A 25,274-nucleotide genomic window follows, 5' to 3' on the forward strand; every position below is an offset into this window, starting at 1 on the left:
ACCCATGGCAAATCCCGTACAAAGCGCTGCCGCCCAGGCAGCCTCTGCTGATACGCGTCCCGTGCTGGAGCTATCCGATGTGCGCAAGCGCTTTGGCGGCGTCGTCGCACTCAACGGCGTCTCGTTCTCGCTGCGCCCCGGCGAGGTGCACGCGCTTGTCGGCGAGAACGGTGCCGGAAAATCGACGCTCATCAAAATCCTGTGCGGCATCGTCAAGCGGGACGACGGCAACATCGTCCTGGACGGGGTACCTTACGAGCCTCATTCCCCGGCCGATGCCAAGGCGCATGGCATCCAGGTCGTGCACCAGGAATTCAATCTGCTGCCCTACCTGTCGGTGGCGGAAAACATCTGTTTCGAAGACATTCCGCGCAAACGCTTCGGCATCGTCGACTATAGCGCTGTCTACGCCAAGGCCCGTCAGGCACTCGCCCGCATCGGCCTCGACGACATCGATGTCCGCCGTCCGGTCGAAACGCTTGGCGTCGCGCATCGCCAGCTGGTCGAAATCGCGCGCGCGCTGATGGGCGAGAGCCGCATCCTGATCCTGGATGAGCCAACCGCGACATTGACCGCGCGCGAGACCGAACGCCTTTTTTCGATCATCGACGGCCTGCGCGCCAAGGGCGTCGCCATCGTATTCGTCTCGCATCATCTCAACGAGGTCTTTGCCAATTGCGATCGCGTCACGGTGCTGCGCAACGGTGAATCCGTCATGACCGCCGACATCGCCGACACCACGCAGGAGAAGCTGGTCGCTTCGATGGTCGGTCGCCAGCTTGCCGCCCAGATGGCCGAAACCCGCAACTTTGACGCCACCAGCCGCATCGCATTGTCGCTGAAGAACTTTCGTCCCCCGGCTTCGCCGCATGCCGACGGCGTTTCACTCGACCTGCGTTATGGCGAAATCCTTGGCATTGCCGGACTGGTCGGCGCCGGTCGCACCGAACTGCTGCGCGCGATCTTCGCCGCCGATCTGCCATTGTCCGGCACGTTGGAACGTGACGGCCAGGAGCGTCGCTACACCAGCCCCAAGGCGGCGATCCGCGACGGTATCGGTTTCCTGACGGAAGACCGTAAGGAAGAAGGCCTGATCCTGGCCATGTCGATCGCCGCCAATGTCAGCCTGGCCAATCTCGGCAAGATCTCGCATGCGGGCCTGCTCGATGCGGATGCCGAGGCGAGACTGACGGAAAATCTCGGCAAGGAGATCAAGCTGAAATACGGCAAGACCGCCGATCCGGCTTCGACGCTATCAGGCGGCAATCAGCAGAAAGTGGTCCTGGCCAAATGGCTGGCCAACGATCCGAAGATCCTGTTGCTTGACGAGCCGACGCGCGGCGTCGACGTCGGCGCCAAAGCGGAGATCTACGCGCTGCTGCGCGGTCTCGCCGACAAAGGCCTGGCTTTGCTTGTTGTATCGTCGGAACTGCCTGAACTGATCACGCTCTGCGACCGCATCCTGGTGATGTCGAAACACCGTATCGCCGGTGAGGTCGCACACGAGGACTTCTCCGAAGAGCGCATCCTTTCCCTCGCCTACAAGGACGAGAACGACCATGGACGCCACTGAATTCAACAACGCCCCCAACGGCTCGCTCGGCACCACGGCCAAGACCGTGCTGCGGGAGGCAGGCATCGGCATCGCGCTGATCGTGCTGATCGTTGTTTTTTCGCTGACGACCCAGCACTTTCTGACCTCATCGAATGTCACCAACATCCTGACCCAGGTGACGATCAATCTGGTGCTCTCGATCGGCATGACCTTCGTCATCCTGATCGGTGGCATCGACCTGTCGGTCGGCTCGGTTCTGGCCTTCGCCGCCGTCGTCGCCGGCACGGTGATGACGCTGCCGGGCCTCGATCCGTCAGTTGCCGTCATTCTGGCAACGATGAGTGCGGTTGCGGCCGGCATCTTGTTCGGACTGCTCAATGGCCTTGTCAGCGCCTGGTGGGGCATCCCCTCCTTCATCGTCACGCTCGGAACGCTGAACATCGCCCGCGGCGCAGCACTGCAGGTCACAGGCGCCTCGACCATCTATTCGTTTCCGGCCGCGTTCAACGCTTTCGGCTCGCAGACGATCTACGGCGTGCCGGTGCTCTTCCTGATCGCGCTGCTGCTCGTGGCGATCGGCTGGTTCGTGCTGAGCCGCACGGTGTTCGGGCGAGTGCTCTATGGCATCGGCAACAATGAAGAAGCGACCCGGCTCGCCGGCCACAACGTGTTCTTCTATAAGGTGGCGGCTTTCACCATCTGCGGTGCGGCGGTCGGCATCGGCGCCATCATCTACATGGCGCGCCTCAACATCGCGAGCCCGATCATCGGCATCGGCTTCGAACTCAACGCCATCGCTGCCGTCATCATTGGCGGCACCAGCCTGAGCGGCGGTCGCGGCTCGATCATCGGCACCTTACTCGGCGCCTGCATCATCGGCGTATTGGCCAACGGTCTTATCCTGCTTGGCCTCAGCGATTTCATGCGGCAGATGATCACCGGCTTCGTCATCATCCTCGCCGTCATCCTTGACAAATATCGCGAAAGGCTAACGAAAGCCTAGCGCATGACCCCGAGAATCGGAATCGATTTTCGGAAAGGATCATGCGCCAGGTCAAAATGTTAGAGCGACCTTTGCGCGTCCGATAGGACGCGCGGCGCTCTAAAGCGGCACAATCGCTGCAACAGGCGGGTGGAAACAGCGTGATCAACATCAAGGACGTCGCCCGGCAGGCGGGGGTTTCGATTGGAACCGTGTCGCGCGTGCTGGCCAAGAACGAGACCGTCGGCGCAGCGCTGCGCGAAAAGGTCGAAGCGACCATCCGCGAACTCGACTTCAAGCCGAACCATGTCGCGCGCGGCCTGCGCCGCCGCCGCACCGACATGATCGGCCTGGTCATCCCCGACATCACCAATCCGTTCTTTGCCGAACTCGCCAAGCATGTCGAAGCCATTGCCTTCCGTTCCGGTCTTTCGGTCCTTCTGTCCATCACCAACGACGATCCCGAAATCGAAGTGGCGCAAATCGACAGTCTGCTGAAGAGCCGGCCTACCGGCCTGATCGTGGTGCCGATCCAGTCCGGGCTATCACGCGGCTGGAAGGGCGACATTGCCACCGTCGTCGTCGACCGTCGGCTGGCGGGCCACGGCCTGCTGTCCGTTGATCACCATGGCGGTGCTGCAGTTGCGGCAGACCACCTGATCGGGCTCGGCCACCGCCGCATCGCATACATCGCCGGTCCAGCCGATGCGCCTGTTTCGCGGGCCCGTCGCGCCGGTTTCATCGACCACCTGGAAGCCGCCGGCATAAAGCCGGAGATTGCCGAAGGTCATTTCGACTATGTTTCTGGCGAAGCACTCGGGCGCAGATTGCTCGACCGCGCGCCGGAACTACGGCCGACCGCGATCGCGACAGCCAATGACCAGCAGGCGATCGGCCTTTTGCGCGCGGCCGACGATCTCGGCATCAAGGTGCCCGATGAACTGTCCGTCATCGGCTTCGACGACATCCCGCTTGCCGCTCTGATAACGCCCAGGCTCACCACCATCGGCCAGCCCGTGGAAGAGATCGCCAAACGCGCCGTCGCCGCGGCGATCGGTGGTAGCGGGGCTGCTGCCGGGAACGACGATTTGCTTTCCGGCGTGCTTGTCGTGCGCAACTCCACGGCGGCAGCTCGGGAAACGGTCGCTTAACCTGCCCAGGGCCCATCCAGAAAAAAGCGTGGTGGGTGCGCTTGACCCTCCACTTGGTGGAGGCGGTAGGACGGTTGCATGAGCGAAAAAATGCACACGATCGGCGACCTTTCGCGGCTGAGCGGCATCTCGGTGCGGCGGGTCCGTTTCTATTCGGACAAGGGATTGCTGCCACCGACGACCCGGACCTCCAGCAACTACCGGATTTATTCGGATGCCGATGTCGCCCGCCTCGATTTGATCCGAGCCTTGCGCGAAGCCGGCATCAGCCTTGCCACCATCCGCAAGATCCTGTCCCGGCGTCTTTCGCTGAAAGATGTCCTGGCGATGCGGCTCGAAACACTCGAGGCCGAGATCGCTTCCCGACGCCGGATCGCCGCCGTGCTGCGCACCACGCTCAAGATCGACCAACCGACCGAAACCGACTTGAGGAGACTTTGGACGATGACAATTCTGTCCCAGACGCAGATGCGAACCATGATGGAGCGGTACTACGACAAGGTGGCCGTACACGCCGACATGGGCGAAGACTGGAAGCGGCAGATGATCGACGCTTCCATGCCGCAATTGCCGGACGACCCGACACCCTCACAGATCGACGCCTGGAACGAGATCACGGCAATGTTTGCCGACGAGAGCCTCCTGGCGGAAATGCAGGCCGACACCTCCACCATGTGGAACGGCGAATTCGATCCGGAAGCCTACGCCGAAGCGACAAATGCGACCCTTGCCAAGGTCAGGGTCGCAATCGCTGAAGGGAAGGAGCCTCTTTCCTCGGCCGGTGCCGCCATCGCGCGTCAGTGGTTGCAGAAATCGGCGCAAGCGATGCGTCGCGAGCCCGATCGTGCCTTCCTTGACTGGCACCTTGGCCAATACCGCAAGCATCATACCCGTTCGGCCCGCTACCAGGAACTGCTTGCCGTTCTGCGCGGAGAGGAACCTGGCCAGAAGCCCGGAAATGAATGGCAGTGGATCAACGAGGCAATGACACCGCTGCTGGGTTCTGCAGAGCACTGATCGACGGTTCCGGGCTTATCCCGGCGCGCGCCGAATGGCTCGTGCCGGGTAAACCATCCATTGGGCGATAGTTTACTGCGCCGTCCAGCCGCCATCGACTGGCAGCGTCGTGCCGGTGATCTGCTTTGCGGCATCCGAGCAGAGAAAGACCGAGAGCGCTGCGATCTCTTCCACCGTCACGAATTCCTTGGTTGGCTGCGCAGCAAGCAACACATCATGCTTGACCTGCTCCTCGGTCATGTTGCGCGCCTTCATCGTGTCCGGGATCTGCTTCTCGACCAGTGGCGTCCAGACATAGCCCGGGGCGATCGCGTTGACGGTCACGCCGTCCTGAGCAGCTTCGAGCGCCACCGTCTTGGTGAGACCGGCGATGCCATGCTTGGCCGAGACATAGGCAGACTTGAAGGGGGAAGCGACCAGCGCATGGGCGGAAGCCGTGTTGATGATACGGCCCCATTTGCGTGCCTTCATGCCGGGCAAGGCAGCCTTGATCGCGTAGAAGGCAGCAAGCAGGTTGATGCGGATGATCGCTTCCCACTTGTCGTCGGGGAATTCCTCGATCGGCGCGACGAACTGGATTCCGGCATTGTTGACGAGGATATCGACGCTGCCGAAGGCTTTCTCGGCCTCCTGCACCATGGCAGTCACTTCCTCCCCCTTCAGCATGTTGGCGCCGGAATAGCGGCACTGGACGCCGAAATCCGCTTCGATCGCCACGCGCTCCTTCTCGATCTCGGCAGGATCGCCCAGCCCGTTGATGGTGACGTTGGCGCCTTCGGCGGCGAAAGCCCTGGCAATGGCCAGGCCGATGCCGCTGGTTGAACCGGTGACGAGCGCATTCTTTGAAGTCAGGGAGCCCATGGCGATCTCTCGGCTGGCAGTTGAGGTGACATTCTAACTAGGTGCATTGCAGCAAGTTTCCATCACAAACATGTGTCGATTTCATCTCGGAACCGACAAACAGCTGAAATCGTTCATCGACCCGACACAAACCCGTCATGCTGCCATGCAACATGACAGGCGTTATTTCTGATGTGACATCCCAGTCCCGAGGTGACAGCTTGGAAATCGCCGACGTCGTGAAGCGCGCCTATGCCATGCCGCTGACCAATCCCTCTTTTCCACCCGGCCCCTATCGTTTCTTCGACCGCGAATATGTCATCATCACTTACCGCACCACGCGCGAAGCGTTGGAAGCAGTGGTGCCGGCGCCGCTGGAGATCGATGGCGAACCGCTGGTGAAGTACGAATTCATCCGTATGCCGGACTCCACCGGCTTTGGCGATTACACCGAAAGTGGCCAGGTCATCCCCGTGCGCTTCAAAGGCCAGCACGGTGTCTACGTCCATTCCATGTATCTGGACGACGACGCGCCGATCGCTGGCGGCCGCGAGCTATGGGGTTTCCCAAAGAAGCTGGCCAGTCCCAAGATCGTCAACGAAGGCGAAGTCGTTGTCGGCACGCTGCATTACGGCTCGGTGCTCTGTGCCACCGGCACGATGGGATACAAGCACCGCGAAGCCGACCGTGACCAGGTGATGGCCGCACTGACCGCGCCGAACTTCCTGGTCAAGATCATTCCGCATGTCGACGGCACGCCGCGCATCTGCGAACTCGTGCGCTATCACCTGACCGACATCACGCTCAAAGAAGCCTGGACGGCCCCCGCCGCGCTGGATCTTCGCCCTCATGTCATGGCCGATGTAGCGCGCCTGCCGGTGCTCGAAGTCGTTTCGGCGTTGCACTTCACTGCCGACCTCACCCTCGGCCTTGGCGAAGTCGTCCACGACTATCTCGCCGGCTGACCCTTCTTAATCATGTGCCGGAGTTGACCGTGCTGGACCGCTACAGAACGAAGGCGAACATCGCCACCATCCAGGAAATCGCCTCGCAATACGACCGCGTCGCGCTCGTACTGCAGGGTGGCGGTGCGCTTGGGGCCTATCAGGCTGGCGTTTACCAGGCACTGTCCGACGCCGGCTGCGAACCGACCTGGCTCTCCGGGGTTTCGATCGGCGCCATCAATGCCTCGATCATCGCCGGCAACGAGCCGAGCCGCCGCCTGCAAAGGCTGGAGCAATTCTGGCAGACGATCTCCGGCCGCAAGATCTGGGCCTACACACCTGAAGGCGATATCTATCGCGACATCCGCAATCGCACCAGCTCGTGGATGACGATGACGATGGGACAGCCAGGTTTCTTCAAACCACGCTTCCCTAACCCCTGGCTGGAACAGACAGGTGCCGAGGGCGCTACCAGCTTCTATGACACGGCGGAATTGAAGGACACACTTGAGCGACTGATCGATTTCGACGTGCTCAACGATGGCCGCAAGCGCCTGAGTGTCGGAGCCGTCAACGTACGCACCGGCAACTTCGTCTATTTCGACACCGACAAGGTCCGAATCGGACCGGAACACATCATGGCCTCGGGTGCGTTGCCTCCGGCCTTTCCCGCGATCCGTATCGAGGGTGAATATTATTGGGACGGCGGCATCGTTTCGAACACGCCGCTGCAGTACCTGCTCGATCAGGAAGAGGATCGCAGTTCACTGGTCTTCCAGGTCGACCTGTTCAGCGCCCGCGGAATGCTGCCGCGCGGCATGCCGGACGTGCTGTCGCGTCACAAGGACATCATGTATTCCAGCCGCACACGCCAGAACACCGACAATTTCAAGCGCATCCATGGGCTGAAGATGCAGCTTCTCGACGCGCTGAAGCGCGTGCCGGCAGAAATGCGGACGCCCGAGGAAGAGACGCTGATCGCTGACTATTCCGACGCCGGCATCGTCAACATCATTCACCTCATCTACCAGCACAAGGGCTATGAGGGCCACGCCAAGGATTACGAGTTCTCCGGCACCTCGATGCGCGAACACTGGGACATGGGACTCGAGGATACGCAGCGTACGCTGCGCCACCATCAGTGGCTGACTCCGCCGACGAACGTCGAAGGCGTCGCCATCCACGACCTGCATCGTGAGGATCCGACCTGAGGCCAATGCGGCCAGCCTGGATCGCAGGCGTCAGAACCGCAGGCTGATTCCTGCGCGGCGCAACAGCCAATAGAACGTTCCGGTTGCGCCGATGCAGAGCCCTACGGCCCACCAGAACCCGCTCTCGCCATGTGTGAACGGCAGGCCGGATGTGTTCATGCCGAATATGCCGACCACCAGCGTGCCTGGCAAAAGCAATGCGCTCATCACGGCCATGGCTTTGAGGCTGCGGTTTGATTCATCAGCCAGCTCCGCTGCCATTTCCTCCTGCAGCAACCGGGCACGGTCGTTGATCATGACGATTTCGCGGTCGAGCCGCTCGAGTCGTGTCGACAAGCGTTGCAGCACTGTGTGGGCGGCCGGCGAAAGCTGCCATTCCTCGCGGTCCTCGTCTTCAAACAGTGCGACCATGCCGGAGACCGGCCTGTGCAGGGACACCGCCAGTCGGCGCACCTCCTTCAGTCGCCGGCGCTCATCGCTCAGCCGCTCGGTGACCAGATTGTCTTCCACTTCATCAAGCTTTCGCCCTGCTTCGGCGAGCCTGAGGCCGGTGTTCTTGCAAAAGGCTCCGACGATCGCCTCGAACAGATCGAAGGCTGTGGGCAGCTTCAACCCATCGCCCAGCGCTCGGCGCAGTTGGTCGACCCCCTCCAGGGAATGACGGCGCCCGGTCACCAGCAGACGCTCGGTCACGGCGAAATGCAGCCGACCGATCGTGCTGGAGCGCCGTTCGATATCCTTGTGCATGTCGGCTGATACGCCATGCACCACCCCGTCCTCATGACCGAGGACCAGACTGTCATGCCCTTCCAGTATGGCACGCGAAGCATGGGGAAGCCGGCAGGCATGCCCCACCCAGCCGTGCGCACGCTGGTCGACCAGATCCACATGCAGCCACACCCACCCTTCGGTAGCGGCGAGGGCGGGTTCGATATCCTTCTGCGCAAGAACAGTCGCGGGCTGGCCCGGCAGCGCCTGATAGGCAAAAATCAGGCCGGGCACCTGCTCAGTGTTTTCACTACCCGGAAGATTGAAACGCGGCGCTTCATTCATAAACGACACCGAGCCTTCTTTAGATGAACGCGATCCCGAAATCTCGGTCCATCATCTTGTTGCAGAAACCGCAAAGAGGCTGGCGCGGTTTCACCGCGCCAGCCTCGCTTGACGAAAGAGCGCAGCCCTAGAACAGCGCGCGCATCAAGACGAACAGACCGAAGGCCAATGCGATCGAGGCCGGCAGCGTCAGCACCCAGGCGAGCAACATGTTGCGCACCGTCGACCACTGCAGACCGGAACCATTCGCCGCCATCGTACCGGCAACGCCCGACGACAGGACATGGGTGGTCGAGACCGGCAAGCCCAGCATATCGGCAGCCCCGATCGTGCCCATGGCGACCAGCTCAGCGGAGGCGCCCTGGCCATAGGTCAGGTGGGTCTTGCCGATCTTTTCGCCAACCGTGACAACGATGCGTCTCCAGCCGACCATAGTGCCCAGCCCCAGCGCGAGCGCAATCGCGATCTTGACCCAGAGCGGGATGAACTTGGTCGCGTTGTCGACCGCCTTGTGGTAGGCCGTCACCACCTTCAGATCATTGGCTTCCATCGGCAGCAGCTTCTTCTTGTCGATCAGCTTGAGCGCTTCGCCGATCAGGTAGATGTCGTTGCGTGCGTTGCTGACCAGTTCGATCGGCAGTTTCTCGACCGATGGATAAGGCGACACCAGCGTGTTGGTCTGCTGGATAAACGTCTGCAGCGCCGGCGTGGTCTGGTCGGTCCAGGTTTTCGTGCGCACAGCTTCGCTGACAACGGCCTTCGCGTCAGTGACCGTAACGCCGGGCTTCACATACTTTCCGAGCACGGTATCAACCTGCGTGGCCGCAGTCTTGTAGGCTTCGAGATAATTGACGTCCGGCGTACGGTTGAGGGCAAACGCGGTCGGAACCACGCCGATCAGGATCAGCATGATCAAGCCCATGCCCTTCTGGCCGTCATTGGAGCCATGCGCAAAGGAAACACCGGTGCAGGTGAAGATCAGCAGCGCGCGGATCCACAGCGGCGGAGGGGTGTTGCCTTTCGGTGCTTCGTAGAGCGCCTTGTTGCGCACGAGCAGCTTCATCACCAGAAGCAGCAACGCCGCCATGCCGAAACCGAACAATGGCGAAATCAGCAGCGACATGCCGACTTCGGTCGCCTTCGTCCAATCCACACCGCTGGTGGCACTGCCGGCCGGCGCCAGGAACTGGTTGGCAAGGCCGACACCGACGATCGATCCGATCAGCGTGTGCGAGGAAGAGGACGGCAATCCGAGATACCAGGTGCCAAGGTTCCAGATGATCGCCGCCGTCAGCAGCGAGAACACCATGGCAAGACCGGCGCTTGAGCCGACCTGCAGGATGAGTTCCACCGGCAGCAGCGAGATGATACCGAAGGCAACGGCGCCACTTGCGGTGAGCACGCCGAGGAAATTGAAGAAGCCGGACCACATCACGGCAAGTTCCGCCGGCATGGAATGGGTATAGATCACCGTTGCCACCGCATTCGCGGTGTCGTGGAAGCCGTTGACGAATTCGAAGCCGAGCGCGATCAGCAGCGCTAGGCCGAGCAGGATCCACGGCACGGCAACAGCGCTGGTCAGATCCTGGCTCAGCGCATAGCCGACATAGATGAGCCCGCCGATCACGATCGCCAGGAAGACTGGCATGAACCACTTGCCGGCCATGCTTGGCCCTTCGAGCGGATGCTCGGGTCGCGGAATTCCTATTTCACTTGAGGTTACGTCCACCATTGTCCCGCTCCTTTTGCAGTGCAGCAAAATTCACGGGGGACCCTATTTTGGCTAAGTGAACCTGATGTGACGGCTTGTCGCGCACGCTGTGTGGCAGACAGGTGAAGACCCTATTCAGGATGAGGCTAGATGTCTCGACCCCATAATTTCGAACACCAACGTGCCGCTCAACTAAAAATTCCAATAAGATGCAATATTTATCGAAATCTCTCGACGTTCGTTCGCCCTTTGTTAAGCAAACACCCGATCTACACTTTGTTTACCATTTGCCTTAACCGGTCCGCAAGTGAAGCATCGCAAGATAGGCCACGGTTCGAAAAGAGACCGTCGAACGATAGTCATAACCGGGCAAAGGGTACCACAATGACCAAGCTTCTTTCGCGCTTCTTCAAGGATGAATCGGGCGCAACCGCCATCGAGTACGGCCTGATCGCCACTTTGATCGCTCTTGCGATCATCACTGGCGCCGGCGCCATCGGTACGAACCTCGGCACCCAATTCACGAACATCGCCAACAAGCTGAAGTAACAATCGTCTTGATTTCGCAGCCGAACAGGCTGCGGTCATGAGATAGAGGCCGCCTCCGGGCGGCCTTCGTCGTTTTCACAACCGCCCCCCTCTCGCGCCAGCGACCATAGAACTGCCCTCGATGCGCACTATATTGAGATCGATGTGCACAGATGAAGAAGCAGACAAACGATGAGACAGCATCGCGCTATCATTATTTATGGGCTGGTCCTGGCGATTGCCTCTGCTTTGCCCGTCAATGCCCAATCCCTCCAGCCGGTGCGGCCGGGCGTCAATTCGATCGGCCAGGCCGATCTTCAGGCGCTACGCAATCAGCTTCAGCGGCAGCAGTTCCAGCAACAGCAGCAAATCTACCGTGAGATCGACCGGCAGGTTGTCGTCCCACCGCAAACGGTAGCGCCAGCGATCCGGCAACCTTGCCAATCGTCGAGCAATGGCGGTACCGTGGTGGGTGGCTGTCGCTGACGAGACAGCTTTAATTTGATTAGCCGTCTATTATTAATTCATAATGTGACTGCAGCATGCGAGCCGTCGCGCTCGGTGTCGATGTTTATGTTAATTTGAAAGTCTACCTGAACCGCCAGGTGGGTTTGATTGGAAGTGCCATGGCGGCAACCGGAAAGAAGAGCGGGCGTGAAAATGCGCCCAAGAAGAACACTGCTCCGACTGCCGCCAAGCTGTCGGTCGCAAAACCATTGCCGAAAAAGCGGGCGGTCGAACAGGCCAAAAAGGGCAAAACCATTCGACAGGTCGCCGCGATCCCTTTTCGTCAGGGGGTGGAGGGCGGCATCGAAGTCATGTTGGTGACATCGCGCCAGACGCAACGCTTCATCGTCCCCAAGGGCTGGCCCATGCCGGGCAAGAGCGGCCGCAAGGCTGCTACCATAGAAGCTGAGGAGGAAGCCGGCGTCATCGGCAAGACGTTGAAGCAGCCCGCCGGCAGCTATACCTACTGGAAACGCCTGACAAACAGCTTCGCGCGCGTCAACGTCACAGTCTACCTGCTTGCCGTTAGCGAGGAGCTGACGAATTGGCCTGAGGCCAGCACGCGCCAACGCGCCTGGCTCAAGGTAGATGATGCCGCCACGCTTATCGACGAGCCGGAACTGGCGACACTATTGAAGACATTGAGTCTTCCCAGCGAGTAGGCTGCTGGAAAAGCGCAGCGCAGAGATTTCCCCTGCGCAAAGCATCACGACGGCAGCCGCTCGAAAAGGATCGTTGGCGCGCCATGATAGGTCGTGCGCAACACTTCAGCGTAACCGGCCCTTCCCGCCACTTTCAGCGACGGACCATTCTCCGGGTCGATGATGCAGACGGTCCGAGCATCCCCGAAAGCCTCATCGGCCCAGGCGACCATGCGTGCAACCACCTCGCTGGCGATACCTTTGCCATGCGCCTCGGAGGCAAGTCCCCAGCCGGCTTCGGGTATGTCTTCCATTGACGGCGTTATATCCCGCTTCATGTCGTGAAACCCGGCCTCGCCGATAAAGCGTCCACTTGCCTTGTCCTCGATCGCCCAATAGCCATAGCCGATCAGGGACCACAGCCCCGCGTGCCGCAGGAAGCGCATCCAGCTTTCCTCGCGCGTACGCGCCTTGCCGCCAATGAAGCGGCATACGATGGGATCGGCCCACATCTGCGCATACGCTTCGAAATCCTCCAAGGCGTGAGCGCGCAGAATGGTCCGTTCTGTCTCGAGGATCGGTACGGTGCGGATTGCTGTCGTCATGGTGACCTCTTGATCTCAGCCGCACCTAACAGGTGACGCCTCGGGTGCAAGGGCCAGCAGATCCCGCATTCCCGGCCAGAGAGCGGCAGCGATAACTCGGTAGCGAACCTTCAAACAGGCGGCTCAACCGCGCCAGGCCATGTTCATGTAGACACCGCCGCGTTTCAGCTCGTCCAGCATCTGGTTGAGTCGTTTCAGCCGCGTCTCCTCGCGTTTGGCTCGCGAGATCCAGCCCAGATAGTCATTCTTCTGGTAGTCGGGCCGCGCCGCGTACGCAGCGCTCAATCCGCTCTGATCGAGAATGGTCCGGATATCATCCGGCATGGGGTTGAGGGCACGTATCAGCGTCGTCATCCAGAAACATTAGTCAGCCGCTGGCGCGGTTCAAATAGGCAATGTTCGATTGCACCCCGCTGGGCATTTCTCTCCTGACATCGTATGAAAACGAGATTACGAAGGGGAATGCGGATGGAAACCACCGATCTCGTCCTGACCATCCTGCATCACCTGCTTGCCTTCTCTCTGGCCGGCGTCATCGCTGCCGAGTTCGTGCTGATCCGTAACGAATTGACGCCCGGCACATTGCGGCGCCTTGTCCGTATCGACCGCCACTACGGCCTGCTCGCCGTGCTGATCATCCTTGTCGGCATCGGCCGCGTCTTTCATGGCCTCAAGGGTTGGGAATTCTACGTTTACAACTGGGTATTCTGGGTCAAGATGGCGATCTTCGCGACGGTAGGGCTGCTCTCCATCGTGCCCACCATTCGCTTCATCTCCTGGAACCGGCTGGCCACAGCGAGCAGCGCGTTTGAGGTCCCCGCTCGTGAACTCGCTTCCGTGCGCCGCTACGTGTGGCTGGAGGCACTGCTTTTCCTTGCAATTCCAGTCTTTGCAGCCGCTATGGCAAGGGGCTACGGTCTTTGACGCTCAGCGCGCGTGTCCATCACTGCGCAAGCAACTGGGTCGGGTCCGAGAAGCTTAGTCACCCAAGTTAAATGGCTTCACTGGCCAGTTCGAGCGAAGCCAACTCGACCAGTGGCGCCGGAATGGTGTTTGTCTTTTCGGCAGCTTTGCAAATGTCGGCGATGACACAGGCCTGACAGTCTGGCTTGCGCGCCTTGCACACATAGCGGCCATGCAGGATCAGCCAGTGATGCGCATGCCGCATATATTCATCCGGGATGATCCGGATAAGTTCTTCCTCGACCTGTTCGGGCGTCTTGCCGGGAGCAAGGCCCAGTCGATTGCCTATGCGCAGAATGTGCGTGTCCACCGCCATTGTGTGCTGACCAAACGCCATGTTGAGCACGACATTGGCGGTTTTCCTGCCAACACCCGGCAATTTGACGAGTTCATCGCGGCTGTCTGGCACTTCACCGCCATAGTTATCGATCAGCGCCTGCGATAGCGCGATCACGTTCTTGGCTTTGTTGCGCCACAGACCAATGGTGCGTATGTATTCGCCGACCTTCGCTTCTCCCAAGGCCAACATCTTTTCCGGTTTGTCAGCCACCTTGAACAGAGAACGGGTCGCTTTGTTCACGCCAGCGTCGGTCGCCTGCGCCGAAAGCACGACGGCCACCAGAAGTGTGAACGCATTCACATGCTCGAGTTCGCCCTTAGGCTCGGGCCTTTGCACCGCAAAACGGCGGAATATCTCGTGCACCTCAGCCGGGGTATAAGCCGATTTGTTGCGCGAAGATTTCCTCGCGGACGTTCGTATCGTTCCCTTGCGCGTGGGCGTGGACCGATTTTCCGAACTGCGACGATCTTTGAACTTGGGGACTGCCATGCGCTTCCTATAATATTACGCGATGAGCGATACAAACGCCCCTTTCGCCGCTGACGAGCCGATCTTTCAGGCTTTGCTCATGCCGCACCGCTCGCTGGGCCGCGTCGGCTTCATGATCCTGATGGGTGCGCTGCTGTTCGGCTGGGCAGTGACAGGTGTGGTTTTCCTGGCCAACGGCGCCTGGCCGATTTTTGGCTTCTTCGGTCTCGACGTTCTGGCCATCTATGTCGCTTTCCGCCTGAACTATCGTTCGGCACGCGCCCGCGAGGAGGTCTCGGTGTCTCGTACCGCTCTGGATATCCGCAAGACCGCACCTTCGGGCAAGACAGAGGAGCACCACTTCAACCCGTTCTGGTCGCGCTTCTCTGTGGCCCGTCACACCGAGATCGGCATCACCGAAATGGCTGTCGAGTCGCGCGGTCAAAGCGTGGCGATCGGCGGCTTCCTCAACCCGGACGACCGCGAGAGCTTCGCCAAGGCTTTCACCCGCGCGCTCGCCACCGTCAAGGCACGCTGAGCTTCGCAGGAAACGGGTGGAGGCCATCCACGAAAATCCCGATATTCGCGCTCAAGGAGAAATTGCCATGAACGCTCATCTCGCTATGAATACCAAAATGCCGATGAAGATCGCCCCGACCCTCGAAAAGGACATCACGCCCGACGGCAGTGACTATGAGGTCGTGCGCCGCGCCATCGAGAAGATCAGCCTCGACTACCGTGACCAGCCGTCGCTGGAGGCTCTGGCCGAAGACGTTGGCGAAACACCAACCGGCTTGCAGAAATTGTTCACCCGCTGGGCGGGACTGTCACCGAAGGCTTTCCTGCAGGCCGTAACGCTCGACCATGCGCGCAAGTTGCTCGATTCGGGCATGCCGCTGCTGGAAACCTCCCTTGAAGTCGGCATGTCCGGCCCAGGACGGCTGCACGACCTGTTCGTGACGCATGAGGCGATGTCCCCGGGCGACTACAAGACCCGCGGCGAAGGACTGACCATTCGCTACGGCTACCACATTTCGCCTTTCGGCGTCGCGCTGATCATGGTCACTGATCGTGGTCTGGCCGGCCTGGCCTTCAACGACGCAGGCAGCGAACAGGCCGCCTTCAGGGATATGTCGAGCCGTTGGCCGAATGCCAATTATGTCGAGGACATCAGCGCCACGGCTCCCTATGCCGCCCGCATCTTTGATCCGGCCAGCTGGCGCTCAGACCAGCCGCTCCGGGTGGTGATGATCGGTTCGGATTTCCAGATCCGCGTCTGGGAAGCACTGCTGCGCATTCCGATGGGCAAGGCCTGCACCTATTCAGCGATCGCCGCCGAGATCGGCCAGCCAACCGCAAGTCGGGCTGTTGGTGCTGCTGTTGGCGCCAACCCGTTGTCTTTCGTGGTGCCTTGCCATCGTGCGCTCGGCAAGTCCGGTGCGCTCACCGGTTATCATTGGGGCCTGACCCGCAAGCGCGCCATTCTGGGCTGGGAAGCGGGCCAGCTTTCACCCAATGCGGCCTAAAATTCGAAGCGGTTTCGGCAAGGCACCCCGCGCACAAATCTCAGAGTGTTCTTTGAGTATTTGAATCGACACGCCATGCCTTCAGCTTCGATCCGAACAGGTTGATGCACAGACCCGCAATGACAAGGCCGGATGCGCCAAGTTTCCAGCCTTGCAACGGCTCACCGAGCAGCACAGCCGAGCCGAAGAACCCGAACACCGGCACCAGCAGCGTGAACGGGGCGACCGTCGATACCGGGTACTGCGCAAGCAAACTCGCCCAGACCGCAAATCCGAGCAGTGTCGACAGGTAAACGATATAGGCAATCGAGCCGACCGACACCCAGTCGAGATTGGTGAAGCTGGATATCAGGTGATCGGGATCGAGGACCAGCGCCACCACCAGCAGGATCGGCAACGCAAAAAGGCTCCCCCAAACCACCAGCCCGAGAACGTTGGGCGTCTCCGAAAGCTGTGAAATCCTCTTTGAAACAATATTGCCGCCTCCCCAGGAGGCGGCCGCTGCGACAAGCAGGACCAAGCCGACGACACTGACGTCGCCTCCGACATTGAAGGCCACCACACCGACACCGGCGAAAGCCAGCAAGGCACCGGCCAATTGCCAAATTGTCGGCCGCTCGCCGAGCAGCATCACGGAAAGACCAATGGTGAAGAACACCTGCAACTGCAGGATGAGCGAAGACAGCCCGGCACTCATGCCCAGCTTCATGCCGGTGAACAGGAAGCCGAACTGCATGGCGAAGATGAGAAGACCGTAAAGGGCGATCAGGCGCAACGGCACCTTGGGGCGTGGAATGAAGAACACCCACGGGAACGCTGCCAGTACGAAACGCGCCACGCCCAATGCCAACGGTGAGACCTGTCTCAGGCCAAGCTTGATAATGGCGAAGTTGACACCCCAGATGAAAACGATGCCGAGGGCCAGCAGGAGATGACGCAGGCGCATGGTTCAATTTTCCTGATGGACCAATTTAAATAATTGAATTCATTATTTTATTTTACCAATGCGACAACAGATCCGCAAGGCGGCGTGCCTGTCCCGCGCATCACTCATCATGTCCGAAGAATTCCACGGGGAAGGAAGGCCTGCCGGCCGGCAAATCAGTTTCTTTCGACGATGAGAAACGCTAGGGTCCGCGCCAAAATAAGCTCAGAACAATCCTGAGGGGCCTGCCTTGATCGTCACCATTGGTTCCATCAACCTTGATCTGATTGTCACGGTCGAGCGATTGCCCGGCCCCGGTGAAACGGTGCCCGGAACCTCCTTCACCACGGCGCCTGGCGGCAAGGGCGCAAACCAGGCTCTGGCCGCTGCACGCGCCGGCGCTCAGGTGCGCATGGTGGGCGCCGTCGGCAAGGATGGCTTCGCCGATGATGCACTGGCGCTGCTGCAAGCCGGCAAGGTCGACCTGTCGGCGGTTGCCAGGACACACAGCTCCACCGGCACCGCGCATATCCTGGTCGGTGGCGACGGCGAGAACATGATCGCGGTGGTGGCCGGTGCCAACGAAGCCGTGCTGCCCGGCGACATCGCCAAGGCGCAGCTCAAGAAAGGCGACGTCGTGCTGCTGCAGCACGAGGTCCCGCTCAAGACCGTAGACGCGGCACTCGAAGCGGCAAGAGAAGTTGGTGCGGTCACAGTGCTCAACACCGCTCCCGCTCGGCTCGAAGCCGCCGGGCTGCTCGGCAAAGCCGACTATGTCGTGGCCAACGAGACCGAGTTCGACCTTTATTGCGAACCGCTCGGCCTGACCGGAGCGGATCGTGGGGAACGCATGCGTGCCTATGCACGCAGGACTGGTCACACCATTGTCGTCACGCTCGGCGGCGAAGGTGTTCTGGCAGCAACCGGCGACGACTTCCTGCGCGTGACAGCTCTCAAGATCGTGCCCGTGGACACGGTGGGCGCCGGCGACACGTTCTGCGGCTATCTGGCGGCCGGGCTGGAGAGCGGTTTGCCGCTTGAGACGGCGCTCACACGTGCCGCCGCAGCCGGCTCGCTCGCTTGCCTCAAGCCGGGTGCCCAGCCGGCGATCCCGCTGGCAGCCGAAGTCGAGGCAGCTCTGAACGCGGACGGCCAATAATATGCCCGAGATACGCCCCGAAAGCCGGCACGCCATCGCACCGGCCGGTAACATCTGCAGCCTGAGCGCGGTCGATCTTGCCGCAGCGATCCGAGAGCGGCGGCTTTCCGTGCGCGAAGTCATAGCCGCTTTTCTTGACCGTATCGAAGCGCTCAACCCGAAGGTCAATGCTATCGTCTCGTTGCGCGGCCGCGCCGATCTCATGGCCGAGGCCGACGCCGCAGATGCTCATCTCGCCACCGGCGGGCCAGCAGGCAGCCTGTTCGGCCTGCCCATCGCCATCAAGGATCTTGCGCAGACCAAGGACCTCAAGACCACGTTCGGCTCACCGATCTTCGCCGATCTGGAGCCCGAGGCGGATGAGTACTTCGTCGAGCGTATGCGCAAGGCTGGCGCCATCGTCATCGGCAAGACCAATGTGCCGGAGTTCGGCCTCGGGTCGAACACCTACAATCCCGTCTTCGGGCCAACCCTCAACGCCTTCGATCCCGCCTGGACGGCCGGCGGATCCAGCGGCGGAGCCGCTGTCGCCCTGGCGCTTGATCTTGTGCCCCTTGCCGACGGCAGCGATTTCGGCGGCTCGTTGCGCAATCCCGGCGCCTACAACAACGTGTTCGGCTTTCGCCCGTCGCAAGGACTCGTGCCGGGCGGCCCAGGCTTTGAGGTCTTCCACGCACAGATGGGCGTGGAAGGACCCATGGGCCGCAGCGTGCGCGACATGGCGCTCCTGCTCGACGTGCAGGCCGGCTACCACCCACAAGCGCCGCTGTCATACGACCCGCAGGAATCGTTCCTGAAGGGCATCGATGAGGGATCGACAAACAGCGGCAGAATTGGTTGGCTCGCCGATCTCGGTGGCCACCTGCCCATGGAAGACGGCATCCTCGGCCTCTGCGAGGCGGCACTCGGGCGGCTCGCCCGCATAGGCTTCGAAATCGAGCCTCTGCTGCCAGATGTGGATTTCGAGGCCTTGTGGCAAGCTTTTGTTACGTTGCGCCAGTCTTCCAGCGGCTGCGGACTGAAGCTGCTCTATGACGATCCGGCAAAACGCCTGCTTCTGAAACCCGAAGCAATTTGGGAAGCGGAAGGTGCAGCGCGGCTGTCCGCGCCGCAAATCCATGCCGCGGCGATGCGGCGTACTGCCTGGCATCGCACGCTGCTCACGCTGTTCGAGCGCTATGACCTCTTGGCGCTGCCAACCGCACAGGTGTTCCCATTCGAGGTCTCGACACATTGGCCACGCGAGATCGCAGGGCGCGCCATGGACAGCTACCATCGCTGGATGCAGGTCACAGCCTTTGCAACGCTTGGCGGTTGTCCAACTGTGAATGTGCCGGCAGGTTTCGATGCCAATGGCAGGCCGATGGGCATGCAACTGATCGGCCGGCCGCGTGGCGACCTTGCCGTTCTGCGTGCCGCTGCAGCCTATGAAGCCACCCTGCCCTGGAAAATCGGCGCCTCGCCCAAGAACTAGGCGTTTCTCGACCTTCAAAATTCTCGCTTGACCAATCCATAGCTCTCCAGTTATACGTCAATCCATAGCCAGCGGGTTATTGATTTCGATGACGGACGCTCACGACCTGTTGTTCAGAACGCTTGCCGATCCGACCAGGAGGGCGATCTTCGAGCGATTGTGCCGCAACGGAGAGCAGACGGTTGGCGCCCTGACAACGCATGCCGGTGTCTCGCAGCCCGCCGTCTCGAAACATCTGGGCGTGCTGAAACAGGCAGGTCTGGTGCGCGACCGTCATGAAGGCCGCCAGACACATTACAGCGCACAACTTGGTGCGCTGTCCCCACTGGTCGACTGGACGAAGGAAATGGCCGGATTCTGGGAAAGTCGCTTCGACGACCTCGAAGACCTGCTGAGAAGGATGGATCAATGAGCGAAACGCGCACCGTCATAGTCGAACGGGAGATTCCGTTTCCGCCGGAGAAACTGTGGCGCGCGCTGACGCAACCACACCTGATCGAGGAGTGGCTGATGAAGAACGATTTCGAACCCGTTGTCGGCCACCGCTTCAACCTGCGCGGTGAATGGGGCGGCGTCCTGGATTGCGAGGTGCTGGCCATTGAGCCGCACAGGACCCTGTCCTACCGCTGGGACTTCGCCCATGACGATCCGGCCTACGGAATGAAAAGCGTAGTCACCTTTACGCTGACGGCCACGGAGAAGGGAACACATCTGCGCATGCAGCAGTCGGGCTTCCGACCCGACCAGAAGCAGGCCTTCGGCGGCGCCAAGGCTGGTTGGCAGCAGTTCTTCACAAATCTCGAACAGCTTCTGACGAAGAGCGATTAAGACGCTGACCGCGCGTCACTTGAAGAAGAGGGAACCATGATCTGGAACAAATGGATACGACAGTCGCATCGCTGGCTCTCAATCATCTTCACAACAACCGTTGCTGCCAATTTCATCGCCATGGCGATGGGGCAGCCTCCTGCCTGGATCGTCTACTCGCCACTGCTTCCGCTTTTCCTGCTGCTGTTCAGCGGGCTCTACATGTTCGTTCTGCCTTATGTAGCCAAGGGCGGTAACGGCCAGCCGACGAGCGGATAGGAGCGACGGCGATGCCAGATGGAAAAACTCCCAAGACGGCAGGGGTCGCGACTAAGGCCGCCAGTACGGATACGCCTGTTCTGCTTTCCGGCGATAACCCGCAGATCGCCAAGGGCTACGGCAACGCACCGGTGCAGGCATACATAGCCGCTGCCCCCGGTTGGAAAAGCCACACCACCCGTCGCCTCGATACAATCATCGAGAACACCGTTCCCGGCGTGCGCAAGGCCGTGAAATGGAACTCACCGCTCTATGGCGTGGCCGACGAAGCCATGGGCTGGTTTCTCGGCATCCATCTCTTCACCAAATATGTGAAGGTCTCCTTCTTCCGCGGCGCGTCGTTGAGCCCGGTCCCGCCAGGTGCTTCGAAACAGAAGACCGTCCGCTACTACGACATCTACGAAGACAAGCTCGACGAAGCGCAGTTTGCCGATTGGGTTAGACAGGCCAGCGGACTGCCGGGCGAGAAATTGTAGCTAGGTCGCAGATCCACACTCAATTCCCACAGCAACGATATGATTGAGGAGGAACAATGCTCTTTCTGACGCTGATTTATCAGGACGACGCAAAGATGGCGGCTGCAACAGCTGACGAACAGGCGGCCGTGGGGCGCGACTATGGTCAATTCAATACATTCCTTGCCGGGAGTGGCGCTTTGCGCGGAACTGCGACATGGCCGGCGGGCGTTGCTACCGTCCGTTCTCGAGATGGCAGGGCACAAGCAGCGCAGGGAGCCTATCAGGAGACAGGAGATCGGGTTGCGGGCTTCTTCCTCATAGAAGTTGCGGATATGGACACCGCTATCGAGTTCGCCAAGCGCGTACCCGGCGCGCAATATGGCGGCGTCGAAATTCGACCGGTTCAGGGATAGACGTCATGACAAAGAACGCGCTACCGCATGAAGACGCCGCTCCCTCCCAACTCATCGACCAGACCATCCAGGCATTGGGTGACTGGCGCGGCGAGATGCTTGCGCACCTGCGTGCACTCATAAAGCAGGCCGATTCCGATGTTATCGAAGAGGTGAAATGGCGCAAACCGTCCAACTCGATGCTGGGAGTTCCGGTCTGGGAGCATGACGGCATGATCTGCACCGGCGAAACCTACAAGGCAGCCGTGAAGCTGACCTTCGCCAAGGGCGCCTCGGTAGAGGATCCTTCCGGCCTCTTCAATTCGAGTCTCGACGGTAACACAAGGCGCGCCATCGATTTTCAGCAAGGCGACGTGGTCGACGAGGAAGCGTTCAAGGCCCTCATCCGCGCCGCCGTGGCTGTGAACACAGCAGGGAAGAAGTCGAAGAAGGCCTGAAGCGCGACGTGATCCTCAGCGATCCCGACGAGACCCGTCGGTGCCTCGCAACCAGCGCTCACTTGCACGCCCAAGGGCGTCATGCATTGATCTCGATACCGGCTGAGGTCGGCATTCGAATTGGGAGATCGTTCATGTCGCCTTCACTCTACGCTGCCTATGTCGTGGCGTGCATCGTCATCGTCCTTGTACCGGGACCGACGGTGACGCTGATCATCGCCAATTCGATCCGCCACGGCACACGCGCGGGGTTAGCCAATGTAGCAGGCACGCAGATCGGGCTTGCAATCACCATCGGCGTTGTCGCCATCGGCCTGACGTCGCTGATCGCCGGCATGGGGCACTGGTTCGAATGGGTTCGCCTCCTTGGCGCCGCCTACCTCATCTGGATGGGCATCCAGATGTTCCGCAACAAGGGCAGCCTCAACCCGGATGGTTCCGCCAGGAAACCGCGCGGCGGTTTCGTGCTGCAGGGTGTGCTGGTCGCCATCAGCAACCCCAAGACACTGGTGTTCTTCGGCGCCTTCTTCCCGCAGTTCATCGATCCAAGCGGCAATTTTCTGTTGCAGATGACGGTGATGGGCCTGACCGCCCTCGCCTTCGCCGCGGTCTCCGACAGCTGCTACGCCCTCGCCGCGGGTCGTGCAGGGCGCCTGCTCTCCGCGCACCGCATCCGACTGCTGTCGAGGATCAGCGGCGGTTTCCTGGTCGGTGGTGGTCTCTGGCTGGCCTTCTCGCGGGCGAAGTAACAGTTCGCCCCTCCCCGATGGTCTGGAGAGAGGCGAACAACACACAAATTCCGTCAAACCGACGTTAAAGCCGTCCCAGCCTCTCTGCCAGCAGCGCAAAGAAACCGTCCGCGTCGATGTCGCGCATGACGGTGGCGTTTTTCGGTCGGTCGGTCACAGCCCACCAGTCGATCACTGTCATGCCCATCGTGAGATCCGAGGCCGTTTCAACGCTGACGTTGCAATGGCGGCCCTTGAACAATTCGGGCTTCAACAGGTAGGCAATGACGCAAGGGTCATGCAGCGGCCCACCGTCGGTGCCATACTTTTCCTCGTCGAAACGCTCGAAGAAATCGAGCAGCGCGGCGGTTGCGTCGCCCACTTTCGAACCCATCTTGCGGAACGCTTCGACCCGCGCAGCTGTCGTCAGCGCCTTGTGGGTCACATCGAGCGGCATGACCACGATCGGCACGCCGGAACGGAACACCACGTCTGCGGCATGCGGATCGACATAGATGTTGAACTCGGCCGCCGGGGTGACATTACCACCCTCGAAGAACCCGCCGCCCATCAGCACGATCTCCTTGATGCGCGCGGCGATCTTCGGCTCGCGGACCAGGGCCAGCGCGATATTGGTGAGCGGACCAAGCGGACACAGCGTTACCGTTCCAGGCTCCTCGCGCATCAGCGTCTCGACGATGAAATCGACCGCGTGCTGCTCCTGCAGCTTCATCGTCGGCTCCGGCAGGTCGGGACCGTCAAGACCGGTCTTGCCGTGCACGTGCTCGGCGGTGACCAGTTGCCGGACCAGCGGTCGAATGGCACCCGAAAACACCCTGACGTCGCGGCGGCCAGCCAGCTCGCAGATCTTGAGGGCATTCTTTTCAGTGAGCCTCAGCGGCACATTGCCGGCAACTGCGGTGACGCCGACCACATCCAGTTCGGGGCTCGCCAACGCCAGCAATATGGCTACGGCATCGTCCTGACCTGGATCGGTGTCGATGATGATCTTGCGTTTATCCGGCATTTTGTGTCCTTGGTTGGCAGGTCTTTTGATGGCTTGAACTCGCCCGCGCGGCGGACCATATCAATGAAGACCGGGAAAATGCCAGTCGGGTTTTCACCGGTTCATGTCGCTCTTGGAGGACAACGGTACGATGAGTCGAATGACGCCCTTTTCCAGCCCGCTTCTTTTGGGTTTCGATGCAATGGAAAAGACGCTGGAGCGCTTGGCAAAGTCCGGCGACAGCTATCCGCCCTACAACATCGAACGGCTGCATGGCGGCGAAGGCGACGCCGAGAGGTTGCGCATCACGCTTGCGGTTGCCGGCTTCGCGGAAGACGATTTGGACGTGACCACCGAAGAGAACCAGTTGGTGGTGCGCGGGCGCCAGAGCGACGACACGGAACGCGAATACCTTCACCGCGGTATTGCAGCCCGCCAGTTCCAGCGCTGTTTCGTGCTGGCCGACGGAATGCGGGTGTTGGCGGCGGAGTTGAAGAACGGCCTTCTGTCGATCGACCTCGACCGGCCGGAAGCCGAAAGGCTGGTACGAAAAATAAACATATCGGTGAAAGACTAACTTTGCCGATGGCTCTTGCGCGCGGCGGCCCTGGACAGGCGCCTCGCTGAAAGGAGGCTTAAAATGCCCAGAACTATCGAAAGACTGACCATGACCAACAGCGAACTCGCCCATCTCGGCGAAGGCTCGGTCGCCTATCTCAGAAAAGTGTCGAGCGACGACCTGCGCGGCCGCTTTCCCGGCCTCGAGGAAATCCAGCCCGGCATGGAACTGTGGGCGTTGTTTGCCGCCAACGGTCAACCAATCCTGTTGTCGGATGCCCGCGACCGCGCGCTTGCCGGCGCGATGGAGAACGACCTGACCACCGTCGCCATTCATTAACGGCGGTTATCTGTTTGGAATGGAAAAGGGCGGCATTCGCCGCCACTAGAGCGTTTCCGTTCTTCACGGAAACGCGGACACGCTCTAAATCCTTGTTTTTACGCAATTCCGGACTGAAAACCGTTACACGCTTTTCCTGGAATTGCGGTGGGAACTTTAATTTTCCGGGACCTCAGGCCGCATGCGAAGCCGGTGCCTGCGAAAGCAGCGCCAGGATGGCATTGGCGTCGCGCGTGCCGCGGATCTTGGCGACCGTGTCGGCATCGCGCAGCAGCCGCGCGATGCGCGACAGCGCCTTGAGATGATCTGCACCCGCGCCTTCGGGCGCCAGCAGCAGAAACACCAGGTCGACCGGTTGATCGTCGAGCGATTCGAAATCGACGGGGGTTTCCAGGCGCGCGAACACACCTGCGATGCGCTTCACCCCCGGCAGCTTGCCATGCGGAATGGCGATGCCGTTGCCGACGCCGGTGGAACCCAGCCGCTCGCGCTGCAGGATGATGTCGAAAACCTCACGTTCCGGAATTCCGGAGATCGTGGCGGCTCGCTCTGCGAGCAACTGCAGAAGCTGCTTCTTAGAGTTCGCCTTCAACGTCGGCATGATCGCCGAAACGTCGATCAGATCACTCAGATCCATCTGAAAATCCC

General features: G+C 60.6%; 32 protein-coding genes. 23 read left to right on the forward strand and 9 right to left on the reverse strand.

Going from position 1 to position 25,274, the window contains the following annotated elements; all coding sequences use genetic code 11:
• Positions 1–4: 4 nt before the first annotated feature.
• The 4 genes from AC3WTO_RS19705 (at position 5) to AC3WTO_RS19720 (ending at position 4,705) form a co-directional block, all read left to right on the forward strand.
• Entirely contained in the window at positions 5–1,573 is a 1,569-nt protein-coding gene (locus tag AC3WTO_RS19705; protein WP_492462587.1) for a sugar ABC transporter ATP-binding protein, read from the forward strand.
• Positions 1,560–2,558, forward strand: a complete 999-nt coding sequence (locus tag AC3WTO_RS19710) for an ABC transporter permease (protein ID WP_492462588.1) — start codon at positions 1,560–1,562, stop codon at positions 2,556–2,558. The genes AC3WTO_RS19705 and AC3WTO_RS19710 overlap by 14 nt, the downstream gene beginning before the upstream one ends.
• 140 nt (positions 2,559–2,698) lie before the next feature.
• On the forward strand, positions 2,699–3,688 hold the full coding sequence (locus AC3WTO_RS19715) for a LacI family DNA-binding transcriptional regulator (protein ID WP_492462589.1): 990 nt from the start codon (positions 2,699–2,701) through the stop codon (positions 3,686–3,688).
• A gap of 78 nt (positions 3,689–3,766) precedes the next feature.
• Complete coding sequence (locus AC3WTO_RS19720) at positions 3,767–4,705, forward strand: helix-turn-helix domain-containing protein (RefSeq protein ID WP_492462590.1); 939 nt, start codon at positions 3,767–3,769, stop codon at positions 4,703–4,705.
• Positions 4,706–4,777: 72 nt separating this feature from the next.
• Here AC3WTO_RS19720 and AC3WTO_RS19725 read toward each other — a convergent pair whose 3' ends face one another.
• A complete protein-coding gene (locus AC3WTO_RS19725; RefSeq protein WP_492462591.1) occupies positions 4,778–5,566 on the reverse strand; it encodes a 3-hydroxybutyrate dehydrogenase in 789 nt (262 codons plus the stop codon).
• Positions 5,567–5,766: 200 nt separating this feature from the next.
• On the opposite strand from AC3WTO_RS19725, the gene AC3WTO_RS19730 reads away from it, so the two are divergent.
• Both AC3WTO_RS19730 and AC3WTO_RS19735 read left to right on the forward strand, forming a co-directional pair.
• A complete protein-coding gene (locus tag AC3WTO_RS19730; RefSeq protein WP_492462592.1) occupies positions 5,767–6,510 on the forward strand; it encodes an acetoacetate decarboxylase in 744 nt (247 codons plus the stop codon).
• A gap of 29 nt (positions 6,511–6,539) precedes the next feature.
• Positions 6,540–7,700 (forward strand): patatin-like phospholipase family protein, encoded by a 1,161-nt coding sequence (locus tag AC3WTO_RS19735; protein WP_492462593.1) that lies wholly within the window; start codon positions 6,540–6,542, stop codon positions 7,698–7,700.
• Positions 7,701–7,730: 30 nt separating this feature from the next.
• On the opposite strand, the gene AC3WTO_RS19740 is transcribed toward AC3WTO_RS19735, so the two are convergent.
• Together AC3WTO_RS19740 and AC3WTO_RS19745 are read right to left on the reverse strand one after the other, a co-directional pair.
• The gene (locus AC3WTO_RS19740) at positions 7,731–8,753 is read right to left on the reverse strand and encodes a transporter (protein ID WP_492462768.1); all 1,023 of its coding nucleotides are present in this window, start codon (positions 8,751–8,753) and stop codon (positions 7,731–7,733) included.
• Positions 8,754–8,880: 127 nt separating this feature from the next.
• Complete coding sequence (locus AC3WTO_RS19745; RefSeq protein ID WP_492462594.1) at positions 8,881–10,485, reverse strand: inorganic phosphate transporter; 1,605 nt, start codon at positions 10,483–10,485, stop codon at positions 8,881–8,883.
• 363 nt (positions 10,486–10,848) lie between these two features.
• Here AC3WTO_RS19745 and AC3WTO_RS19750 point away from each other — a divergent pair, with 363 nt between their 5' ends.
• The 3 genes from AC3WTO_RS19750 (at position 10,849) to AC3WTO_RS19760 (ending at position 12,161) form a co-directional block, all read left to right on the forward strand.
• Positions 10,849–11,013, forward strand: a complete 165-nt coding sequence (locus AC3WTO_RS19750) for a Flp family type IVb pilin (protein ID WP_492462595.1) — start codon at positions 10,849–10,851, stop codon at positions 11,011–11,013.
• Positions 11,014–11,184: 171 nt separating this feature from the next.
• On the forward strand, positions 11,185–11,478 hold the full coding sequence (locus AC3WTO_RS19755) for a hypothetical protein (RefSeq protein ID WP_492462596.1): 294 nt from the start codon (positions 11,185–11,187) through the stop codon (positions 11,476–11,478).
• Positions 11,479–11,708: 230 nt separating this feature from the next.
• Entirely contained in the window at positions 11,709–12,161 is a 453-nt protein-coding gene (locus tag AC3WTO_RS19760) for an NUDIX hydrolase (protein WP_492462769.1), read from the forward strand.
• 44 nt (positions 12,162–12,205) lie between these two features.
• On the opposite strand, the gene AC3WTO_RS19765 is transcribed toward AC3WTO_RS19760, so the two are convergent.
• Together AC3WTO_RS19765 and AC3WTO_RS19770 are read right to left on the reverse strand one after the other, a co-directional pair.
• Entirely contained in the window at positions 12,206–12,745 is a 540-nt protein-coding gene (locus AC3WTO_RS19765; protein ID WP_492462597.1) for a GNAT family N-acetyltransferase, read from the reverse strand.
• Between the two features lie 123 nt (positions 12,746–12,868).
• On the reverse strand, positions 12,869–13,099 hold the full coding sequence (locus tag AC3WTO_RS19770; protein WP_492462598.1) for a YdeI/OmpD-associated family protein: 231 nt from the start codon (positions 13,097–13,099) through the stop codon (positions 12,869–12,871).
• A 114-nt stretch (positions 13,100–13,213) separates the two neighbouring features.
• Here AC3WTO_RS19770 and AC3WTO_RS19775 point away from each other — a divergent pair, with 114 nt between their 5' ends.
• The gene (locus AC3WTO_RS19775; protein ID WP_492462599.1) at positions 13,214–13,669 is read left to right on the forward strand and encodes a DUF2214 family protein; all 456 of its coding nucleotides are present in this window, start codon (positions 13,214–13,216) and stop codon (positions 13,667–13,669) included.
• Between the two features lie 67 nt (positions 13,670–13,736).
• On the opposite strand, the gene nth is transcribed toward AC3WTO_RS19775, so the two are convergent.
• A complete protein-coding gene (gene nth / locus AC3WTO_RS19780; RefSeq protein WP_492462600.1) occupies positions 13,737–14,537 on the reverse strand; it encodes an endonuclease III in 801 nt (266 codons plus the stop codon).
• 22 nt (positions 14,538–14,559) lie between these two features.
• Between nth and AC3WTO_RS19785 the strand changes: the two genes are divergently transcribed.
• Positions 14,560–15,054 carry a DUF2244 domain-containing protein gene (locus tag AC3WTO_RS19785; protein ID WP_492462601.1) on the forward strand — a complete coding sequence of 165 codons (495 nt, stop codon included), beginning with the start codon at positions 14,560–14,562 and terminating at the stop codon, positions 15,052–15,054.
• Between the two features lie 85 nt (positions 15,055–15,139).
• Positions 15,140–16,042, forward strand: a complete 903-nt coding sequence (locus tag AC3WTO_RS19790) for a methylated-DNA--[protein]-cysteine S-methyltransferase (RefSeq protein ID WP_492462770.1) — start codon at positions 15,140–15,142, stop codon at positions 16,040–16,042.
• Between the two features lie 40 nt (positions 16,043–16,082).
• Here the strand turns inward: AC3WTO_RS19790 and AC3WTO_RS19795 are convergent, their stop codons facing one another.
• On the reverse strand, positions 16,083–16,988 hold the full coding sequence (locus AC3WTO_RS19795; RefSeq protein ID WP_492462602.1) for an EamA family transporter: 906 nt from the start codon (positions 16,986–16,988) through the stop codon (positions 16,083–16,085).
• 229 nt (positions 16,989–17,217) lie between these two features.
• Between AC3WTO_RS19795 and AC3WTO_RS19800 the strand changes: the two genes are divergently transcribed.
• The 9 genes from AC3WTO_RS19800 to AC3WTO_RS19840 all read left to right on the forward strand — a co-directional run bounded on the left by AC3WTO_RS19800 (position 17,218) and on the right by AC3WTO_RS19840 (position 22,743).
• Positions 17,218–18,126, forward strand: coding sequence for a ribokinase (locus AC3WTO_RS19800; protein WP_492462603.1), 909 nt, complete (start codon positions 17,218–17,220; stop codon positions 18,124–18,126).
• A 1-nt stretch (position 18,127) separates the two neighbouring features.
• Positions 18,128–19,600 carry an amidase gene (locus tag AC3WTO_RS19805; protein WP_492462604.1) on the forward strand — a complete coding sequence of 491 codons (1,473 nt, stop codon included), beginning with the start codon at positions 18,128–18,130 and terminating at the stop codon, positions 19,598–19,600.
• Positions 19,601–19,688: 88 nt separating this feature from the next.
• On the forward strand, positions 19,689–20,012 hold the full coding sequence (locus AC3WTO_RS19810) for an ArsR/SmtB family transcription factor (protein WP_492462605.1): 324 nt from the start codon (positions 19,689–19,691) through the stop codon (positions 20,010–20,012).
• Positions 20,009–20,428 carry an SRPBCC family protein gene (locus tag AC3WTO_RS19815; protein ID WP_492462606.1) on the forward strand — a complete coding sequence of 140 codons (420 nt, stop codon included), beginning with the start codon at positions 20,009–20,011 and terminating at the stop codon, positions 20,426–20,428. The genes AC3WTO_RS19810 and AC3WTO_RS19815 overlap by 4 nt, the downstream gene beginning before the upstream one ends.
• Before the next feature lie 36 nt (positions 20,429–20,464).
• A complete protein-coding gene (locus AC3WTO_RS19820; RefSeq protein WP_492462607.1) occupies positions 20,465–20,686 on the forward strand; it encodes a hypothetical protein in 222 nt (73 codons plus the stop codon).
• Positions 20,687–20,697: 11 nt separating this feature from the next.
• Positions 20,698–21,162 (forward strand): DUF1801 domain-containing protein, encoded by a 465-nt coding sequence (locus tag AC3WTO_RS19825; RefSeq protein ID WP_492462608.1) that lies wholly within the window; start codon positions 20,698–20,700, stop codon positions 21,160–21,162.
• Between the two features lie 56 nt (positions 21,163–21,218).
• Complete coding sequence (locus AC3WTO_RS19830) at positions 21,219–21,557, forward strand: YciI family protein (protein ID WP_492462609.1); 339 nt, start codon at positions 21,219–21,221, stop codon at positions 21,555–21,557.
• Positions 21,558–21,562: 5 nt separating this feature from the next.
• Positions 21,563–21,994, forward strand: a complete 432-nt coding sequence (locus AC3WTO_RS19835; protein WP_492462610.1) for a DUF1801 domain-containing protein — start codon at positions 21,563–21,565, stop codon at positions 21,992–21,994.
• Positions 21,995–22,128: 134 nt separating this feature from the next.
• Positions 22,129–22,743 carry a LysE family translocator gene (locus AC3WTO_RS19840; protein ID WP_492462611.1) on the forward strand — a complete coding sequence of 205 codons (615 nt, stop codon included), beginning with the start codon at positions 22,129–22,131 and terminating at the stop codon, positions 22,741–22,743.
• 64 nt (positions 22,744–22,807) lie between these two features.
• Here the strand turns inward: AC3WTO_RS19840 and AC3WTO_RS19845 are convergent, their stop codons facing one another.
• Entirely contained in the window at positions 22,808–23,749 is a 942-nt protein-coding gene (locus AC3WTO_RS19845) for a nucleoside hydrolase (RefSeq protein ID WP_492462612.1), read from the reverse strand.
• Positions 23,750–23,879: 130 nt separating this feature from the next.
• On the opposite strand from AC3WTO_RS19845, the gene AC3WTO_RS19850 reads away from it, so the two are divergent.
• Together AC3WTO_RS19850 and AC3WTO_RS19855 are read left to right on the forward strand one after the other, a co-directional pair.
• A complete protein-coding gene (locus tag AC3WTO_RS19850) occupies positions 23,880–24,305 on the forward strand; it encodes an Hsp20 family protein (protein WP_492462613.1) in 426 nt (141 codons plus the stop codon).
• 63 nt (positions 24,306–24,368) lie between these two features.
• Positions 24,369–24,626 (forward strand): BQ00720 family protein, encoded by a 258-nt coding sequence (locus AC3WTO_RS19855; RefSeq protein WP_054309700.1) that lies wholly within the window; start codon positions 24,369–24,371, stop codon positions 24,624–24,626.
• A gap of 172 nt (positions 24,627–24,798) precedes the next feature.
• On the opposite strand, the gene ptsN is transcribed toward AC3WTO_RS19855, so the two are convergent.
• Complete coding sequence (gene ptsN, locus AC3WTO_RS19860; protein WP_492462614.1) at positions 24,799–25,263, reverse strand: PTS IIA-like nitrogen regulatory protein PtsN; 465 nt, start codon at positions 25,261–25,263, stop codon at positions 24,799–24,801.
• Positions 25,264–25,274: the final 11 nt, after the last annotated feature.

This window comes from Mesorhizobium sp. EU05-FHT14A09, assembly GCF_058790995.1.

What these genes read in the sequence shown, in the direction of transcription:
- AC3WTO_RS19705 (WP_492462587.1), top strand. Translation starts at nt 5, where the DNA reads ATGGCAAATCCCGTACAAAGCGCTGCCGCCCAGGCAGCCTCTGCTGAT.
- AC3WTO_RS19710 (WP_492462588.1), top strand. Translation starts at nt 1,560, where the DNA reads ATGGACGCCACTGAATTCAACAACGCCCCCAACGGCTCGCTCGGCACC.
- AC3WTO_RS19720 (WP_492462590.1), top strand. Translation starts at nt 3,767, where the DNA reads ATGAGCGAAAAAATGCACACGATCGGCGACCTTTCGCGGCTGAGCGGC.
- AC3WTO_RS19725 (WP_492462591.1), bottom strand. Translation starts at nt 5,566, where the DNA reads ATGGGCTCCCTGACTTCAAAGAATGCGCTCGTCACCGGTTCAACCAGC.
- AC3WTO_RS19740 (WP_492462768.1), bottom strand. Translation starts at nt 8,753, where the DNA reads ATGAATGAAGCGCCGCGTTTCAATCTTCCGGGTAGTGAAAACACTGAG.
- AC3WTO_RS19745 (WP_492462594.1), bottom strand. Translation starts at nt 10,485, where the DNA reads ATGGTGGACGTAACCTCAAGTGAAATAGGAATTCCGCGACCCGAGCAT.
- AC3WTO_RS19750 (WP_492462595.1), top strand. Translation starts at nt 10,849, where the DNA reads ATGACCAAGCTTCTTTCGCGCTTCTTCAAGGATGAATCGGGCGCAACC.
- AC3WTO_RS19755 (WP_492462596.1), top strand. Translation starts at nt 11,185, where the DNA reads ATGAGACAGCATCGCGCTATCATTATTTATGGGCTGGTCCTGGCGATT.
- AC3WTO_RS19765 (WP_492462597.1), bottom strand. Translation starts at nt 12,745, where the DNA reads ATGACGACAGCAATCCGCACCGTACCGATCCTCGAGACAGAACGGACC.
- AC3WTO_RS19770 (WP_492462598.1), bottom strand. Translation starts at nt 13,099, where the DNA reads ATGACGACGCTGATACGTGCCCTCAACCCCATGCCGGATGATATCCGG.
- AC3WTO_RS19775 (WP_492462599.1), top strand. Translation starts at nt 13,214, where the DNA reads ATGGAAACCACCGATCTCGTCCTGACCATCCTGCATCACCTGCTTGCC.
- nth (WP_492462600.1), bottom strand. Translation starts at nt 14,537, where the DNA reads ATGGCAGTCCCCAAGTTCAAAGATCGTCGCAGTTCGGAAAATCGGTCC.
- AC3WTO_RS19785 (WP_492462601.1), top strand. Translation starts at nt 14,560, where the DNA reads ATGAGCGATACAAACGCCCCTTTCGCCGCTGACGAGCCGATCTTTCAG.
- AC3WTO_RS19790 (WP_492462770.1), top strand. Translation starts at nt 15,140, where the DNA reads ATGAATACCAAAATGCCGATGAAGATCGCCCCGACCCTCGAAAAGGAC.
- AC3WTO_RS19795 (WP_492462602.1), bottom strand. Translation starts at nt 16,988, where the DNA reads ATGCGCCTGCGTCATCTCCTGCTGGCCCTCGGCATCGTTTTCATCTGG.
- AC3WTO_RS19805 (WP_492462604.1), top strand. Translation starts at nt 18,128, where the DNA reads ATGCCCGAGATACGCCCCGAAAGCCGGCACGCCATCGCACCGGCCGGT.
- AC3WTO_RS19810 (WP_492462605.1), top strand. Translation starts at nt 19,689, where the DNA reads ATGACGGACGCTCACGACCTGTTGTTCAGAACGCTTGCCGATCCGACC.
- AC3WTO_RS19815 (WP_492462606.1), top strand. Translation starts at nt 20,009, where the DNA reads ATGAGCGAAACGCGCACCGTCATAGTCGAACGGGAGATTCCGTTTCCG.
- AC3WTO_RS19820 (WP_492462607.1), top strand. Translation starts at nt 20,465, where the DNA reads ATGATCTGGAACAAATGGATACGACAGTCGCATCGCTGGCTCTCAATC.
- AC3WTO_RS19825 (WP_492462608.1), top strand. Translation starts at nt 20,698, where the DNA reads ATGCCAGATGGAAAAACTCCCAAGACGGCAGGGGTCGCGACTAAGGCC.
- AC3WTO_RS19830 (WP_492462609.1), top strand. Translation starts at nt 21,219, where the DNA reads ATGCTCTTTCTGACGCTGATTTATCAGGACGACGCAAAGATGGCGGCT.
- AC3WTO_RS19835 (WP_492462610.1), top strand. Translation starts at nt 21,563, where the DNA reads ATGACAAAGAACGCGCTACCGCATGAAGACGCCGCTCCCTCCCAACTC.
- AC3WTO_RS19840 (WP_492462611.1), top strand. Translation starts at nt 22,129, where the DNA reads ATGTCGCCTTCACTCTACGCTGCCTATGTCGTGGCGTGCATCGTCATC.
- AC3WTO_RS19845 (WP_492462612.1), bottom strand. Translation starts at nt 23,749, where the DNA reads ATGCCGGATAAACGCAAGATCATCATCGACACCGATCCAGGTCAGGAC.
- AC3WTO_RS19850 (WP_492462613.1), top strand. Translation starts at nt 23,880, where the DNA reads ATGAGTCGAATGACGCCCTTTTCCAGCCCGCTTCTTTTGGGTTTCGAT.
- AC3WTO_RS19855 (WP_054309700.1), top strand. Translation starts at nt 24,369, where the DNA reads ATGCCCAGAACTATCGAAAGACTGACCATGACCAACAGCGAACTCGCC.
- ptsN (WP_492462614.1), bottom strand. Translation starts at nt 25,263, where the DNA reads ATGGATCTGAGTGATCTGATCGACGTTTCGGCGATCATGCCGACGTTG.